A 15586-nucleotide genomic window follows, 5' to 3' on the forward strand; every position below is an offset into this window, starting at 1 on the left:
CCCGCGGCCCGCCGGCCCCTCGGCGACCAGGTCGGCCGGGATCAGCACCACGGCGCGGGTGCCGCCGAAGGCCGAGGGGCGGAACTCCACCCGCAGCCCGAGGCCGTCGGCCAGCCGGGCCACCACGTACAGGCCCAGCCGCACGTCGTCGGCCCGGGCCAGCACGTCCAGCCGCGGCGGGCGGCGCATCAGCTCGTTGGCGGCCTCGTACTGTTCGGGCTCCATGCCGAGCCCGCGGTCCTCGATCTCCACCGCCAGGCCCCGCCCGACCGCCGCGGCCCGCACCTCCACCGGCGTGGGCGGCTTGGAGAAGGCGGCGGCGTTCTCCATCAGCTCGGCGAGCACGTGCACCACCGGGCCGACCGCGCGCTCGGAGAGCCACGGGGTGCCCTCCACGTCGATCAGGATCCGCCGGTAGTCCTGCACCTCGCCCTGGGCGGCGCGCAGCACGTCCAGCAGCGTGACCGGCTTGCGCCAGCGGCGCTGCGGCTGGCCGCCGGCCAGGATGACCAGGTTCTCCTCGTAGCGGCGCAGCCGGGCGGTGAGGTGGTCGAGGTCGAAGAGGCCCTCCAGCACCTGCGGGTCCTCGTGCCGGCGCTCCATCTCGTCCAGCGTCCGCAGCTGCTGGCCGATCAGCAGCTGGGTGCGCCGGGCGATGCGCTGCAGCAGCCGTTCGAACCCGCGGTGCTGCTCGGCCTGGCCCACCGCGGCGGCCACCGCGCTGTGCCGGGCCAGGTCCAGCGCCCGGCCGAGCCGGGTGAGTTCGTCGCCGGGCCGCCCCTCGCCCGGCCCGGTGATCGGCCCGTCGCGCTCCTCGGGCGTCACCTGCTCACCGTGGGCCAGCCGCTCCACCAGCTCGGGCAGCGTGCGTTCGAGGTTCTCGGCCTCGCCCTGCAGGCCGGTGATCCGCCGGCGCAGCGAGCGGGTGAGCCGCCAGGAGGTGATGATCACCGCGATCACCGCGGCCAGGCCGATCAGGCTGGTCAGCGCCACCTTGAGGAGCAGCGACGTGATGCCGTCCTTGCCGGCGGCCACCACGGCGTCGGTGCGGGTCTCCAGCAGCGAGATCAGCTGAGGGGTCACCAGGTCGACGGACTGGCGCCACTGGTCCTGGTAGTGCGGCAGGGCGACGGAACCGTCGGCGTCGGCGGCGGCCGGGCGCAGCAGCGCCTGCTCGATGACGGCCTTGGACCGCCAGCCGGCGCTCGCGGTGAGCCGCGTCCAGGCGGCCCGCTCGCCGGACGGCAGGTAGGGGACGACCTTGAGGGTGTAGAGGAAGGACTGCGCGCCGATGGACTGCTGGACCAACTGGAGGTCCTCGGTGCTCAGCTTGCCCGAGGGCCAGCCGCGGGCCAGTACGGCGTCCTCGCGGGCGACCATCTCCTTGGCCCAGAAGGCGTCCAGCAGGGTCCGCGAGAGGTAGCCGACCTGGCCGTTGTCCACGTGGCTCAGCGCGGTGAACAGCTGCAGGTCGACCGTGATCAGGTCGGTGTAGAAGGTGTAGACGGTCTGCTGGTCGGCGCTGCCCTGGTCGACGGCCGCCCGGCGCTGCGGGAGCTGGGTCATCGCCTGGCGGGCGGTGCGCACGGCCTCGACCACCTCGGCGGGGGCCCTGTCGGCCGGGACGTCGGAGAGCTGCTGGAAGGTGCGCACCGCCTGGTCGGTGTCGCGGCGCTGGACCGCCAGCGCGTCGGTGACGCTGCCGGGGCTGGCCAGCTGCTCGGCGCTGAGCCGGCGCTCCTCCTGGAGGTTGTAGTAGACGATGTTCGAGGGCTGGCCGGCCTTCTGGGCCAGCAGCCCCTGGGCCGCCTGCCGTTGGAAGTCGGCCAGGGTCTGCCCCGTGGTGACCGCCCAGAGCGCGGCGAGCGCGAGGCTGGGGACGACCGCCAGGACGAGCAGGGCGGTCCGCAGGCTCAGGCGCGAGCGCCCGGATCTGGAGGCTCCACGCGGGCGCAGGGCATTCTCCTCGGGGAGGGCGGCGGCCGGGGAGGATACGCCGTCTGTGGTACGACCTCTGACGCAGTGATACTAGTCATACCGTGTGACCGAGGGGAAAACCCTGGTGGAAGTCGCGGGGCGCCCGCCCGGCGTCAGTCACCGCTGTGAGCCGTGAGCCGTCAGCTCACCCCGAAGCGCAGCACCGTCACGGAGCGGAACTCCCCGCCCGGGCGCAGCTCGGTCGACGGGAAACCGGGGTGGTGCGGGGAGTCCGGGAAGTGCTGGGTCTCCAGCGCGACCCCGGCGTGCCGCCCGTAGGGGACGCCCGCGGCGCCGCTCACCGCGCCCTCGAAGCCGTTGGCGGTGTAGATCTGCACCCCCGGCTCGGTGGTCAGCACCTCCAGCGTCCGCCCGGAGAGCGGATCGGCCAGCAGCACCGCGCGGGTGGCGGTGCCGTCCGCGGGACGCGGCCGCAGCACCCAGTTGTGGTCGTAGCCGCCGGCCGCCACCAGCTGCGGGTGGTCCTGGCCGATCGCCTCGCCGATCGGGCGAGCGGTGGTGAAGTCGAACGGCGTGCCGGCCACCGGCTCGTACGGACCGTAGGGGATCTGCCGCGCGTCGGCCGGGGTGTAGTCGTCGGCCTCCACCGTCAGCAGGTGACCCAGGACGTCGCCGCGGCCCTCGCCGGCCAGGTTGACGTAGGCGTGGTTGGTCAGGTTGACCACGGTGGGCTTGGTGGTGGTGGCGCGGTACTCGATGGAGAGCTCGCCGGCCGGGTCCAGCAGGTAGTCGACCCAGACGTCCAGCGCGCCGGGGAAGCCCTGGTCGCCGTCCGGGCTGTGCAGGTGCAGCCGCACCCCGGCCCGCTCGCCCTCGCGGACCTCCTGCGCGCTCCACATCCGGTGCAGGAAGCCGTCCGGCCCGCCGTGCAGGGTCACCCCGTGCCCGGTGGGGGCCAGCCGGTGCTCCACGCCGTCCACGGTGACCTTGCTGTCGGCGATCCGGTTGGCGTAGCGGCCCACCGTCGCGCCGTAGTGCCGGCCCGCACCGAGCAGCTCGCCCAGGTCGTCGGGCGAGAGCAGCACCTGGGCCACCACGCCGTCGCGGTCCGGCACGCTGACGGTGTGCAGGGTGGCGCCGAGCGTGAGCACCGTCGCCTCGGTCGCCCCCGCCCGCAGGGTCCACCGCTCGATGGCCGCGCCCGCGCCGCCGGGTTCCATCGGGGCGTGCGTGACCGCCACGGCGGTGGCCGCGCCGACTCCGGGCCCGGGGTTCTGCGCCATGTGCTGCTCCTGCTCTGCTCCGCGGCTGCCGCCGTGGCGGACCGCCTGTCGTGACCCGCTGTGACCGAAAGCCAGATTACGGCTTGCGCGGCTCCTCACCCGGCAGGCCCAGCGCTGCGGCCAGTCCCTCCCGGTTGGTGCCGGTCTTGCGGTGCACGGCCGCCAGCCGGCGGTTGATCAGGCTCAGCGGCATCTCCAGTTGCTCGGCGATCTCCAGGGCCGAGTTCCCCTGCACGGTCATCTCCGCGACCTGCCACTCCGCCTGGCTCAGCGCCTCCTTGCCGGTGGTGCGCAGCCGGTTGGGCCGCAGCCCGGAGGCCTTGAGCTCCTCGCGGGCCCGGGCCACCAGGCCGTCCGCGTTGCACTCCACCTCCAACTCCATGCCCTGGTGCAACTGCTCGGTGGCCTCGGCCAGCCGCCCGGCCCGGCGCAGCGCCGCACCCAGCTCCACCAGCGCGAAGGCGTGCTCGTAGCCGACCGGGGACCGGCCGAGCTCGCGCACGGCCAGCGTCAGCAGTTCCAGCGCGCTCTGGCCGTCGGCCACCGCCGCGGCCGTGCGCAACGCGGTGCCGACCGCCGACTCCACCCCGAAGGTCCGGGCCCGGCGCAGTCCCTCGGCGGCCAACTCGCCCGCCCGCAGGGGATCGCGCGGCTGCAGGGCCTGGGCGAGGTTGCCGACCCAGGGAGCCCAGATGGTGTTGTGCCAGCCGCGCTCGTCCAGTTGGGCGCCGACCGTCTCCAGCGCGGTGACCGCCGCCTCCCGGTCGCCCTGCGCCAGCAGCAGCTTGCCGTACAGGGTGGGCGCGTCGGGCAGCACCATCGCGGTGGGGTGGTAGGGCGGGGCGAACCCGTAGTCCGCGGCCAGCTTCCAGGCCTCCTCGGTCCGGCCGCGGGCCAGCAGGGTGTCGGCCAGTACGCCGACCGCGTCCCACTGCAGCGGCAGGCCCGGGCCCAGCCGGCGGGCGATCCGCAGCGCCCCGCGCAGGAACTCCTCCGCCTCGGCGAGCGCGCCGCGGCGAAAGCGCACCAGTCCCATCAAGAAGTAGGCGAACCCCAGGTGGCCACCGACCCAGCCGGCCAGCTCGAAGGCCCGGATCGCCTCCTCGAAGAGCTTCTCGGCGCGGTCCAGGTGGTCGGTGTAGACGAAGGTGAGCCCGACGATCGCGGGCAGCTCCAGGCCCCAGGTGGTGCTGGTCCAGCCCAGGCCCTTCGGCAGCCGGCCGTCCTCCAGCGCGGAGTCGAGCAGCGCGAGCGCCTCGGTGGCGTCGGCGCCCTGCAACGTCAGGTCCCAGGCGCGCAGCACCCTGGCCGCCCGGGCGTTGATGTCGTCACCGGTCAACTCGGCGCTGAACGCGGCCAGTCGCGCCGAGCGGGCCGGACCGTCGCGCTCCTCGCGCTGGAAGGCCGCCCACATGAAGTGCGCGACCTCCAACCGCACCCGCCCAGGGCCCGGTTCGGTGCGCGCGGCCTCGGCCAGCGTGACCTCGGTGGCCTCCACCAGCCGGCCGCTGTGCGCGAGCACCTCGGAGAGCCGGAAGGTGGCGTCCACCCGCTGCTCGCGCCGCAGGCCCGGCGTCTCCAGCGCCAGGCGCAGCTGGTTGACCGTGCTGACCGGGTCGGTGAGCAGCGTGGAGCAGCCCAGTTCGTAGATCACCTGCGCCCGGTCCTCGTCCTCCGGCGGCTCGTTCAGGGCCCGCTCCAGGCAGCGCACCGCGGCGGCCGGGGCGCCGACCGCCAGGTGCTCGCGGGCGGCCTGGCGCAGCTTGGCGACCACCTGGGGATCGTTCTCGCCGTGGGTCTCCAGCAGGTGCCGGGAGGACTCGACCAAGGGGCGGCCGGCGTTCTCCAGCTCGACCGCCGCCTTGCCGTGCATCGCGGTGCGCATGCCCGGGCGGATCGAGCGGTAGAGCGAGGTGGCGATCAGCGGATGGACGAACTCCAGCGGCCCGTCGGCCGGCCCGGTCAGCACCTGGTGGCGGCGCAGTTCGGAGATCGCCTCCTCGGCGGCGCCCGGGGCCATGCCGGCGATCCGGGCGGCCACCCGCGGCGAGATCTGGGTGCCGAGCATCGCGGCGGCGTGCGCGAGGTTGAGGGTGTTCACCCCGAGCTTCTGCAGCCACAGTTCGCGGGTCATGCCCTGGGCCTCGGCGGCCAGGTCGTGCAGCAGCGGGACGTTCTCGTAGATCGGTTCGATCCCGCGCTCGCGGACCTTGGCCAGCAACGCCTGGGTGAGGTAGGGGTTGCCGCCGGTGACCGCCCAGACCTGGCGGCAGAAGGCGTCCTCGGCGGTGTCCGGGAAGGCCGCCCGCACCATCTTCTCGATCGGGGCCGGCAGCAGGCCCTGGAACTCCAGGTGCCGGTGCGAGTTGGTGGCCACCAGGCGGCGGAACGCGTGGGTCTCCGCGGGCAGTTCGTCGGTGCGCCAGGCGATGGCCAGCAGCACCGGCAGTTCCGGGCAGCGCTCGGCGAAGGACTCCAGCCAGCCGAAGGACTCCTGGTCGGCCCAGTGCACGTCGTCCACCAGCATGACCAAGGGGGCGCGCAGGCGGGCGAGTTGGGTGACGAGGTACTCCAGGCCGATCCGCACGCTCTGCGGGTCGAGGTCCTCCCCGCTGGGGGCGATGAGGCCGACCGCGGGGCCGGCGATCTCGCGCCAGGGACCGAAGACCTCGCGCTGCTCCTCGGGGCTCAGCTTGAGCAGTTCGGGCAGCAGCAACTGGCGCAGCACGTAGAAGGGTTCCTTGGTGCGCAGCTCACCGGCCCGGGCGCTGAGCACGGTGCAGCCGCCCTGCTGCCCGGCGAGCATCCGGACCTGTTGCAGCATGCTGGTCTTGCCCAGGCCGGCCCGGCCGCTGTAGAGCAGCAGCGAGCCGAGTTCGATGCCACCGGCGGTGAACTCCCGGCAGAGCGTGTCGATCGCCTGCCGGGCCGCCAGGATCGCGGCCTCCCGCTCGTACAGCCGCGGCTGACCCGGCTCGGACTCCGCGGCGCGCAACCGTTCGCCCTGTCCCACCAGTTCGCTCTCCCGTTCGACCATCGCCGACCCCTCCGCCTCACCACTGCACGATCCTCCGGGGAGGCTATCGCCGCAGCCCCTCCCGTGCGGCCCGGTTCCGACAGGCCGACCCCCTGATGATGGTTCAACCGCAGGTACCGGGGGCAATTGCTGCGACATCCATGCCATCCGATGGTCCGATCAGATACTCTGCGGCCCGGCCCGGCGCAGTGGATCTAGGGCCGAGAGGCCCCGAGGCCCCACGCGTGGCGACACCACCGTACGACCGGCCCTCACTTCCCGGGAGTCCGATGTCCGATGCGACGACGCTCGACCTGCCCTACCCGCACCGCCGCAACCCCCACCGCCCGGCGGCCGCGGTGCAGCACGACGCCTGGCTGCAGCGGCACGCCATGCTCGGCAGTGCGCTGACCCCCGAGGGGTACGCCCGCTGGGACGTCCCCGGCCTGGCCGCCCTCAGCTACCCCGACTGCACCGCCGAGGAGTTGGCGCTGGCGACCGACCTGATGGGGTTCTACTTCCTCTTCGACGACCAGTTCGACGGCCCGATCGGCCGCCACCCTCGCCAGGTCGCGGTCGTCTGCGACCAGCTCACCGCCGTCCTGCACGGCACGCCCGCACCGGACGACTCGCCCTGCGCACGCGCCTTCGAGGACCTCTGGCAGCGGATCAGCCGCGGCATGTCGGAACGCTGGCGGGCCCGCGCCACCTACAACTGGGAGTGCTACTTCGCCAGTCACCCGGCCGAGGCGGCCGGTCGGCGCGGCGGTCTGCCGCCCGACCGCGAGACCTATCTGATCCTGCGCCGCGGCACCGCGGCCATGGAGTCGGTGCTGGACATGGTGGAGCGGCTCGGGCGTTTCGAGGTCGCCCCCGCCGCCTTCCACAGCCCTCCGCTGCGCCAACTGCGCCAACTCGCGGCCGACATCCCCTCACTCAGCAACGACATCCGCTCCTACCCGCAGGAAGCCCCGCGCGGCGATGTGAACAACCTGGTGATGATCGTGCAGCACGAGCGCGGCTGCTCCCTGGAGGAGGCCGGCTCGGTGGTACTCGCCGAGGCCCAGCACATGGTGGACCGCTACGCCCGGCTGGTGGACGAACTGCCGCGCACCTACCGGGAGCTGGAACTGGGACCGGACCAGAGCCGAACCGCCCAGCGGTACGCCGACGGGCTCACCGCATGGCTGTCCGGCTACCTCAGCTGGGAGAGCGGCACCGGCCGCTACCAGCCCGAATGATCACCGGCACAGGACCGGTGATCAGGTCGTGGTGACCACTTCGGCACACACGGTAGCCGATTGAGCGGCTGCCGACTAGGGTTCCCAGAGCACGTCAACCCACCACTCATCGCCTGCCGAGGAGAACCCGGACTTGACGACCTACCAGCCCCCCACGTCCTTCAAGTCGCGCTACGAGAACTGGATCGGGGGCGCCTGGGTGCCCCCCGTGCGCGGCCAGTACTTCGAGAACCCGACCCCGGTGACCGGCCAGGTCTTCTGCGAGGTGGCCCGCGGCACCGCCGAGGACATCGAGTTGGCCCTGGACGCGGCGCACGCCGCGGCGCCCGGCTGGGGCCGCACCTCCCCCGCCGAGCGCGCGCTGGTGCTCGGCAGGATCGCCGACCGGATCGAGGCCAATCTCGAACTCCTGGCGGTTGCGGAGAGTTGGGAGAACGGCAAGCCGGTGCGCGAGACGCTGGCGGCCGACATACCGCTCGCCATCGACCACCTGCGCTACTTCGCCGGCGCCATCCGCGCCCAGGAGGGCGGGCTCTCGCAGATCGACGAGGACACCGTCGCCTACCACTTCCACGAGCCGCTGGGCGTGGTCGGCCAGATCATCCCGTGGAACTTCCCGATCCTGATGGCGATCTGGAAGCTGGCCCCGGCGCTGGCAGCCGGCAACGCGGTGGTGCTCAAGCCCGCCGAGCAGACCCCGGCCTCGATCCTGGTGCTGATCGAGCTGATCGCCGACCTGCTGCCGGCCGGCGTGGTCAACGTGGTCAACGGCTTCGGCGTGGAGGCGGGCAAGCCGCTGGCCTCGAGCAACCGGATCCGCAAGATCGCCTTCACCGGCGAGACCACCACCGGCCGGCTGATCATGCAGTACGCCAGCGGCAACCTGATCCCGGTCACCCTGGAGCTCGGCGGCAAGAGCCCCAACCTGTTCTTCGCGGACGTCGCCCAGCAGCAGGACGCCTTCTACGACAAGGCGTTGGAGGGCTTCACGATGTTCGCCCTGAACCAGGGCGAGGTCTGCACCTGTCCCAGCCGGGCGCTGATCCAGGCACCGATCTACGACCGCTTCCTGGCCGACGGCCTGGAGCGGGTGCGGGCCATCAAGCAGGGCAACCCGCTGGACACCGACACCATGATCGGCGCGCAGGCCAGCAACGACCAGCTGGAGAAGATCCTCTCCTACATCGAGATCGGCCAGGCCGAGGGCGCCAAGGTGCTGGCCGGCGGCGAGCGCGTCGACCTGGGCGGCGACCTGTCCGGGGGCTACTACATGGCGCCCACCGTCTTCGAGGGCGACAACAGCATGCGGATCTTCCAGGAGGAGATCTTCGGCCCGGTGGTCGCCGTCGCCCGCTTCGAGGACTTCGAGGACGGCATCGCGATCGCCAACGACACCCTCTACGGGCTCGGCGCGGGCGTCTGGAGCCGCGACGGCGGCACCGCCTACCGGGCCGGCCGGGCGATCCAGGCCGGCCGGGTGTGGACCAACTCCTACCACCTGTACCCCGCGCACGCGGCGTTCGGCGGCTACAAGAGCTCGGGCATCGGCCGCGAGACCCACCTGATGATGCTGGAGCACTACCAGCAGACCAAGAACCTGCTGGTCAGCTACTCGCCGCAGGCGCTGGGCTTCTTCTGATGCCGCGGGTCGACCTGTCGCCGGCCGCGGCCGGCCTGCTGCGGCAACTGGCCGAGCAGCACGGCCCGTTGATGTTCCACCAGTCGGGCGGCTGCTGCGACGGCTCGGCACCGATGTGCTACCCCGCCGGGGAGTTCCTCACCTCGCAGAGCGACGTGCTGCTCGGCGAGCTGACCGTCGAGGGGGTCCCCGCGCCGGTACCGGTCTGGATGGCGCGCGAGCAGTACGCGTACTGGTCGCACACCCACCTGACCATCGACGTGGTGCCCGGACGCGGCAGCGGCTTCTCGCTGGAGGCGCCGACCGGGCAGCGGTTCCTGACCCGCTCGCGGCTGCTCACCGACGAGGAGATCGCCGAGCCGGCCTGAGAGGCCGAGCCCGGTGGCGGGGTGCTCCCCCGCTACCGGGCTCACGGCCCCGAACCGCTCCGGCACCCGCCGAAGCGCTGCGACGCCCGCCGGTCCTCGCCGGGCGTCACCCGGCCCCGCCGCGTCTCACCGGCCGCCGGCGGCGCGCACGGCCTCCTCGATGTGCTCCGGCGGGATCCGCACCCCCGTGGCGATCCGGCCGCCCACCGCGCTCAGCGCCTCCGCGGCGGCCTGCGCCCAGAGGTGCTCGATCAGCACCAGCACGGCCACCGTGCCGGGTTCCAGCAGCTCGGCGGTCTCCTGCGCGTCCTCGGGGCCGATCAGCGCCAGTTCGCTGCCACCGTCCCCGATGACGTCCCGCAGGTGCTCGAAGTCGGCGAGTTCGCCGTAGCTGGTGACGCCCTCGGCGCTGCGGGTGACCACCAGCGAGTCGATCACCCGGATGTCGCCCGCCGTGCGCAACTTGACCAGGGCCCGGGCGGCCTCGGCCGTGATGGTCTCCTGCGGGAAGGTCAGAACGAGCAGCTCGGCCGGTCCCATCGCGGGCTCCCCTCCGTGCGGGTCCGTGGACATGCGGGCGACCGTCGCCCATTTCGGGATCTAAGCACACTTATCCAAGGCACGATCGGACCGCCGCGATCAGGTTGCGCGAGCGGATGTCCCCGGTCACCCCGGGCTGCATCCCGCAGGTCACGTAGCCGAAACCGATCCCCAGCGCGGGGTCGGCGAAGCCCAGCGCACCGCCGCGGCCCGGGTGCCCGAAGGCGGCCGGCGAGGACATCGGCGAGGTCGAACCGTACCGGAAGAAACCGTGCCCGAAGCGCGAGTTGACGATCAGGACCCGGTCCGGGCCGTCCACCGCCGGGCCCATCGCCTCGGCCAGTGTGGCGGGTTCGAAGAGCGCCGGCAGCACCTGACCGGGCCACCGCTCGCCGCGGTCCGCCACCCCGATCAGCGCGGCGTAGAAGCGGGCCACCGCACGGGCGGTGCCGATCCCGTTCGCGCCGGGCACCTCGACCGCCTGCACGGCCGGGTCGTTGAGGTCCAGCCCGGGGCGCACCGCCGCGAAGGCGCGCGCCGTGAGCGAGGTCGGGTCCTGGTAGGCCTCGCTCACCGAGCGCTTGGGGCGCAGCCGCAGCGCGCCCGCGCCCCCGACCGCGGCCGGCGGCGCCGGCAGGTCCACCAGCCGCCCCACCCGACCGGCCGCCTCCGGCGGCAGCCCGATCCACAGGTCCAGACCGAGCGGGCCGGCGATCTCCTCGGCGAAGTAGCGGCCCACGCTGCGCCCGCTCACCCGGCGCACCACCTCGCCCACCAGCCAGCCGAAGGTGTACGGGTGGTAGCCGTGCGCGGTCCCCGGCTCCCAGGCCGGCGCCTGCGCGGCCACCGCGGCCACCGCCGGCTCCCAGGCCAGCACCTCCTCGACCCGCAGCGGGACGTCCAGCGCGGCCAGCCCGGCCTGGTGCGAGAGCAGCCAGCGCACCGGTATCCGCTCCTTGCCCGCCGCCTTGAACTCCGGCCAGTAGCGGGCCACCGGCGCGTCCAGGTCGAGCTGCCCGCGCTGGGCCAGCAGCAGGGCGGCCGCCGCCGTGCAGCCCTTGGTCACCGAGCGCAGCACCTGGGCCGTGTCGGCACGCCAGGCGACGGCGGGCGCCGGGCGCCCGCCGACCTCCGGGCGGGCGTCACCGCCCCAGAGGTCCACCACCTTGCGCCCGCGCACGTAGAGCGCGAACGCCGCGCCGAGCTCGCCGTAGTCGCGGAAGTTGCGCCCGAACGCCTCGCGCACCGGCTCGTACCCCTGCGCCGTCTCGCCCTGGATCTCCACCACTGTGCGCTGCCTCGCCTCTGCCTGCCGGGTGTCACTGGTCCGCCCTACTCCCCCGCAGATTAGTCTGATCATCATGACCAATCCCGCTGATGAGCTGCTGGACGTCGTGAACGCGCAGGACCGGGTGATCGGGACGGCCTCGCGCGGCGAGGTGTACCGCGACCGGCTCACGCACCGCTGCGTGATGATCCTGGTCCGAAACGCCGAAGGCCGATATTTCGTCCACCGTCGGGCGCAGGACAAGCTCTTCGCGCCGGGGGCGTACGACATCTTCGTGGGCGGAGTGGTGGGCGCCGGTGAGAGCTACGCGCACGCGGCCGTGCGGGAGGCCGAGGAGGAGCTCGGGGTGAGCGGGATCCGCACCGAACCGCTCTTCCGCTTCCTGTTCGAGGAGCAGGCCTACTCGTGGTTCTGCGACGTCCACCAGGCCCGCTGGGACGGACCGGTCTCCCCGCAGGTCGAGGAGATCGACTGGCACGACTGGCTCACCGCGGAGCAGATCGCCGAGCGGCTGACCGCCTGGGACGTGGTGCCGGACGGCCGCGAGGCCTACCGCCGCTACCTGGAGCTGCCCCGGGGCTGATCACCCTCGTCGGCGGTCGGCTCCCAGTCGGGGTGCTCGCGGGTCGCCCAGAGCGGGTCCACCTTCCCGGTGCGCATGCCGCGGCGGGCCTGCGGGTCCCGCACGGCCATCCAGATGTGTCCCGCGACCACCACGCCCACCGCCAGCGCCAGCCAGTCGTGCACGAAGGTCGCGCCGGTGCGCCAGGCCAGCGGGGCGAGGTCGGTGAACCACATCAGCAGCCCGGTGCCCAGCATCACCAGCACCGCGCCGGCGATCCACCCCGCGTACACCTTCTGCCCGGCGTTGAACTTGCCCGCCCGGCGCCGGTAGGAGCGCCACAGCGCCGCCCGCAGCCAGTCCCGGTCGTGCGGACCGAAGCGGTTGAGCCGCCCCAGGTCGCGGCGCAGCGCCCGCGAGCCCAGACCCAGCAGCAGCGGCACCGGCAGCGCCAGCCCGGACCACTCGTGCACGGTCTCCACCAGCCGCCGGCGCCCCACCAGCTCGGCCAGCTGCGGCAGGTAGAGGCAGGCGGCGGTGGCGATGCAGAGCAGCATCAGGGCGGAGGTGCACCGGTGCACCCAGCGCTCGGCCCGGGTGAAGCGCGGCAGCAGGGCCCGCCGCCGCATCGGCTCAGCTGGTGGGTGCATCGTCGCGCCCGTTGGACTTGCCGACCCAGGCGTCGATGTCATAGCCGTACTGCTCCCAGTAGCCGCGTTGGACGTCGGAGGTCAGCGTGATGCCCGAGAGCCACTTCGCGGACTTGTAGAAGTACATCGGCGCCACGTACAGCCGCACCGGTCCGCCGTGGTCGTGGGTGACCGGCGCGTCCTGCATCTTCAGCGCCACCAGGACGTCGTCGCGGCGGGCCTGCTCCAGCGTGAGGCTCTCGCTGTAGAGGCCGTCGAAGCAGGTGAAGTGGACGGCGGTGGCGCCCTCGCGCACTCCGGCCGCGTCCAGCAGGTCGGCCAGCCGGACCCCCTCGAACGGCGTGCCGGGCACCCGCCAGCCGGTCACGCACTGCACGTCGTGCACCAGCCGGGTCTGCGTCATGGACCGCAGGTCGGCCAGGGTCAGGCTGACCGGGTGGTCCACCATGCCGTCCACGGTGAGCCGGTAGTCGGTGGCCGACTTCGCGTCCACCGGCCCGGTGACCGAGTAGTAGCGGAAGCCGCCCGCGTTCGGCAGCAGGCCGGTCAGGCCGGTCGGATCCTTCTCCGCTATCCCCGAGAGCACCGAGTCCAGTGCGCGCGAGAGCACCGGGCCGGCGGCCACCCCGGCCGCACCCAGTCCGAGCATGCCGAGCACCAGGCGTCGGCCGACCGGCGTACCGCGGGTCGGAGCGTTGTCGTCCACGCCCCCATTCTCGTCCGTCCCCGGGGGCTCGAACAGCCACCCCGGGCAGACGTCAGACTTTCGTCAGGTATCGGGCCGTTCGATCAGGATTTCCTCAGCTCCCCGGCCGTTCGAGGGGACCGTCTAAGGTGACGCCCATGGCTTCCCGCACGCCCGCACCGCAGACGCCCGCGCCCCAGTCGCCGGCGGCGCGTACGCCCGCGGTCCGCACCCCCGCCGCGGCCCCCAAGGCCGCGCCGCGCCGCCGGCTGAGCGTCGACGAACGGCGCGAGCAGCTGATCGCCGTCGCCCTGGACCTGTTCAGCGCGCGCCCGCCGGAGGAGGTGTCGATCGACGACATCGCGGCGGCCGCCGGCGCCTCCCGGCCGCTGGTGTACCACTACTTCCCCGGCAAGCAGGCGATCTACGAGGAGTCCCTGCGCCGGGCGGGCCAGGAGCTGGCCGGCCGCTTCGAGGAGCCCGCGACCGGCGCGCTCTCCGACCGGCTGGCCCGGGTGATGGACCGCTACCTGGACTTCGTGGCCTGCCACGGTCCCGGCTTCGAGGCGCTGCTGCGCGGCGGCTCGGTGGCCGCCAGCCCCGGGACCAACGCGGTGATCGACGAGGTCCGGCGGGCCGCGCACGACCAGATCCTCGCCCACCTCACCCCGGTGCGGGCCAGCCCGCAGCTGCGGCTGACCGTGCGGGCCTGGATCGCCAACGCCGAGATCACCTCGCTCGCCTGGCTGGCCGACCAGCAGCGCGAACCGCGCGAGCAGGTCCGGCTGCGGCTGGTGCAGGACTTCGTGGGCGCCATGGTGGTCACCGCCGCCCGGGAGCCCGAACTGGCCACGGCCCTGGTCGGCTTCCTGGCCGCCGAACACCCGGGCAGCCCGACCGGCGAGCTGGTCCGCTCCCTGGCCGGCCTGCTCGCCGTCCCCGGCCTCGCCGCCGCCCTCGGCGCCCTGGCGACGGGCGTCGAGCCCCCACCGGGCTGAGGCCGAACGGGCCCTGGCGGTCCGTCTGATACAAAAGGGCGGGTAACGGGGACGTGGACGCGCAACGGCGGAGTAGGGCGGGGGCTGCGGGCGATGACGCAGGACGGGTACGGCAGCGGGTCGGCACAGCCGACGGGGGCCGACGGAGCGCCCGCGGGCCCGCTGGGCGGCGCGGGCGCCGGGTCGGGGGCCGAGCGGATCGCGGCCACCCTGGACTCGCTCGCCGAGGCGCTGCTCGGCCCGGCGGTCACCCGCCACCCGGTCGCCGCCCTCAACGACTTCCGGCGCAGCGCCGACCCCTTCGCACCCCGGCCCGCCCTCTTCGAGCGCTGGCTCACCCGCACCGGACCCGGCCGGCTCACCGTCGCGGGCCAGGGCACCGTGCTCTCCTGCGCACCGGCGAGCGGCGGCCCGGCGGCACCGAGTGCCTCGCCCGCGGGCGTCAGCGAGCTCCTCTTCGCGCGCTACGGCCGGGCGCCGGTGCGCGGCGTCGCGGCCACCCCGGACGCCGGCGCCTTCCAGCTCCCGGTCACCGCCGAGCCGTCGGCCGTCCGGCTGCGCCCCGCCTTCGCGGCCCCGCTGGCCGAACTCGCCGCCGGGCAGCAGACCCTGCTCCCGGCCGAACTGCCCACCGGCGGCGGCGTGGAGGTGCGCCTCGCCGTACCGCCGGCCTTCCACGCGCTGACCGTGCGCGGCGGGGACGAGGCCTGGGCCGAGCAGCTCGCCGAGGTGGCCGAGGAGCTCTTCGCCGCCGAGGGCACGGACGCCCGCCGGGACTGGGCGGTGGTGACCGCCGCCCTGACCGAGGAGATCGCGGCCGCCCGGGTGCGCTACGCGGCGGTGGCCGCGGTGGAGATCCAGGGCCGGGCCAGCAACGCCTCGCTGGTCGTCTCGCTCGAACGCGGCCTGAGCCCGATCGCCGAACTCGCCGCCGAGCTGGCCACCTCCCGGCCGCACGCCGAGGTCTGGACCGTCATCCTGCCCTCCGGGCCGGCCATCGTGCTGGTGCAGGCCAGGACCGGGGTGGTGCCCGGCGTCCTGACCGGCGACGGCGCCCGGCGCTGGGTGGTCTCCTCGGTGGCGCAGGCCTTCCTGCCGCTGCCGGACGGCGCCACCGTGCTCACCGTGCAGCTCGGCACGGCGCACGGCGAGGACTGGGAGCTGTACGCGGCGGTCTTCGCGGAGCTGCTGCGCAGCGTGGAGTTCGGCTGGGACGGTGTCGACGGGCGCGCCGCGGCGCTGGCGGCGGCCCCGGCCGCCGTGCCGACCGTGACCCCGCTGCCCGCGCCGCCGGCACCACCGCTCGCCCCGCCGGGGCCCGTGCCCGCACCCGCCGCCGCCTTGGCTGCCCTGCGCGGGCCGCCCGCGCCGTGCCCGG

13 protein-coding genes are annotated in these 15586 nt (G+C 73.9%); 6 read left to right on the plus strand and 7 right to left on the minus strand.

Going from position 1 to position 15586, the window contains the following annotated elements; translation table 11 throughout:
- The 3 genes from ABD323_RS33590 to ABD323_RS33600 all read right to left on the minus strand — a co-directional run.
- Positions 1-1956: sensor histidine kinase (locus ABD323_RS33590; protein ID WP_344445861.1), on the minus strand; the 1956-nt coding region annotated here is incomplete at its 3' end.
- A gap of 161 nt (positions 1957-2117) precedes the next feature.
- Positions 2118-3221: an aldose epimerase family protein gene (locus tag ABD323_RS33595; RefSeq protein ID WP_344445851.1), complete on the minus strand. Its 1104-nt coding sequence runs from the start codon at positions 3219-3221 to the stop codon at positions 2118-2120.
- Positions 3222-3297: 76 nt separating this feature from the next.
- Positions 3298-6258 (minus strand): ATP-binding protein, encoded by a 2961-nt coding sequence (locus tag ABD323_RS33600; RefSeq protein ID WP_344445852.1) that lies wholly within the window; start codon positions 6256-6258, stop codon positions 3298-3300.
- A 269-nt stretch (positions 6259-6527) separates the two neighbouring features.
- Between ABD323_RS33600 and ABD323_RS33605 the strand changes: the two genes are divergently transcribed.
- The 3 genes from ABD323_RS33605 (at position 6528) to ABD323_RS33615 (ending at position 9485) form a co-directional block, all read left to right on the plus strand.
- On the plus strand, positions 6528-7478 hold the full coding sequence (locus ABD323_RS33605; RefSeq protein ID WP_344445853.1) for a terpene synthase family protein: 951 nt from the start codon (positions 6528-6530) through the stop codon (positions 7476-7478).
- Positions 7479-7611: 133 nt separating this feature from the next.
- Positions 7612-9117, plus strand: coding sequence for an aldehyde dehydrogenase (gene adh / locus ABD323_RS33610; RefSeq protein WP_344445854.1), 1506 nt, complete (start codon positions 7612-7614; stop codon positions 9115-9117).
- Positions 9117-9485, plus strand: a complete 369-nt coding sequence (locus tag ABD323_RS33615) for a DUF779 domain-containing protein (protein ID WP_344445855.1) — start codon at positions 9117-9119, stop codon at positions 9483-9485. Before adh ends, ABD323_RS33615 begins: the two co-directional genes overlap by 1 nt.
- A gap of 126 nt (positions 9486-9611) precedes the next feature.
- Here ABD323_RS33615 and ABD323_RS33620 read toward each other — a convergent pair whose 3' ends face one another.
- On the minus strand, positions 9612-10058 hold the full coding sequence (locus ABD323_RS33620; RefSeq protein ID WP_344445856.1) for a DUF6325 family protein: 447 nt from the start codon (positions 10056-10058) through the stop codon (positions 9612-9614).
- 37 nt (positions 10059-10095) lie between these two features.
- The gene (locus ABD323_RS33625; RefSeq protein WP_344445862.1) at positions 10096-11310 is read right to left on the minus strand and encodes a serine hydrolase domain-containing protein; all 1215 of its coding nucleotides are present in this window, start codon (positions 11308-11310) and stop codon (positions 10096-10098) included.
- A 76-nt stretch (positions 11311-11386) separates the two neighbouring features.
- Between ABD323_RS33625 and ABD323_RS33630 the strand changes: the two genes are divergently transcribed.
- Positions 11387-11896 (plus strand): NUDIX hydrolase, encoded by a 510-nt coding sequence (locus ABD323_RS33630; RefSeq protein ID WP_344445857.1) that lies wholly within the window; start codon positions 11387-11389, stop codon positions 11894-11896.
- Here the strand turns inward: ABD323_RS33630 and ABD323_RS33635 are convergent.
- On the minus strand, positions 11872-12525 hold the full coding sequence (locus ABD323_RS33635; protein ID WP_344445858.1) for a cytochrome b/b6 domain-containing protein: 654 nt from the start codon (positions 12523-12525) through the stop codon (positions 11872-11874). The genes ABD323_RS33630 and ABD323_RS33635 overlap by 25 nt on opposite strands.
- On the minus strand, positions 12509-13174 hold the full coding sequence (locus ABD323_RS33640; protein ID WP_344445863.1) for a molybdopterin-dependent oxidoreductase: 666 nt from the start codon (positions 13172-13174) through the stop codon (positions 12509-12511). Before ABD323_RS33640 ends, ABD323_RS33635 begins: the two co-directional genes overlap by 17 nt.
- 305 nt (positions 13175-13479) lie before the next feature.
- Here ABD323_RS33640 and ABD323_RS33645 point away from each other — a divergent pair, with 305 nt between their 5' ends.
- Together ABD323_RS33645 and ABD323_RS33650 are read left to right on the plus strand one after the other, a co-directional pair.
- Positions 13480-14208, plus strand: a complete 729-nt coding sequence (locus tag ABD323_RS33645; RefSeq protein WP_425556251.1) for a TetR/AcrR family transcriptional regulator — start codon at positions 13480-13482, stop codon at positions 14206-14208.
- A 93-nt stretch (positions 14209-14301) separates the two neighbouring features.
- Positions 14302-15586, plus strand: a 1285-nt coding sequence (locus ABD323_RS33650; protein WP_344445860.1) for a hypothetical protein, incomplete at its 3' end; no start/stop codon positions are given.

Source organism: Kitasatospora nipponensis (assembly GCF_039528135.1).
GTDB classification, from domain to species: Bacteria; Actinomycetota; Actinomycetes; order Streptomycetales; family Streptomycetaceae; genus Kitasatospora; species Kitasatospora nipponensis.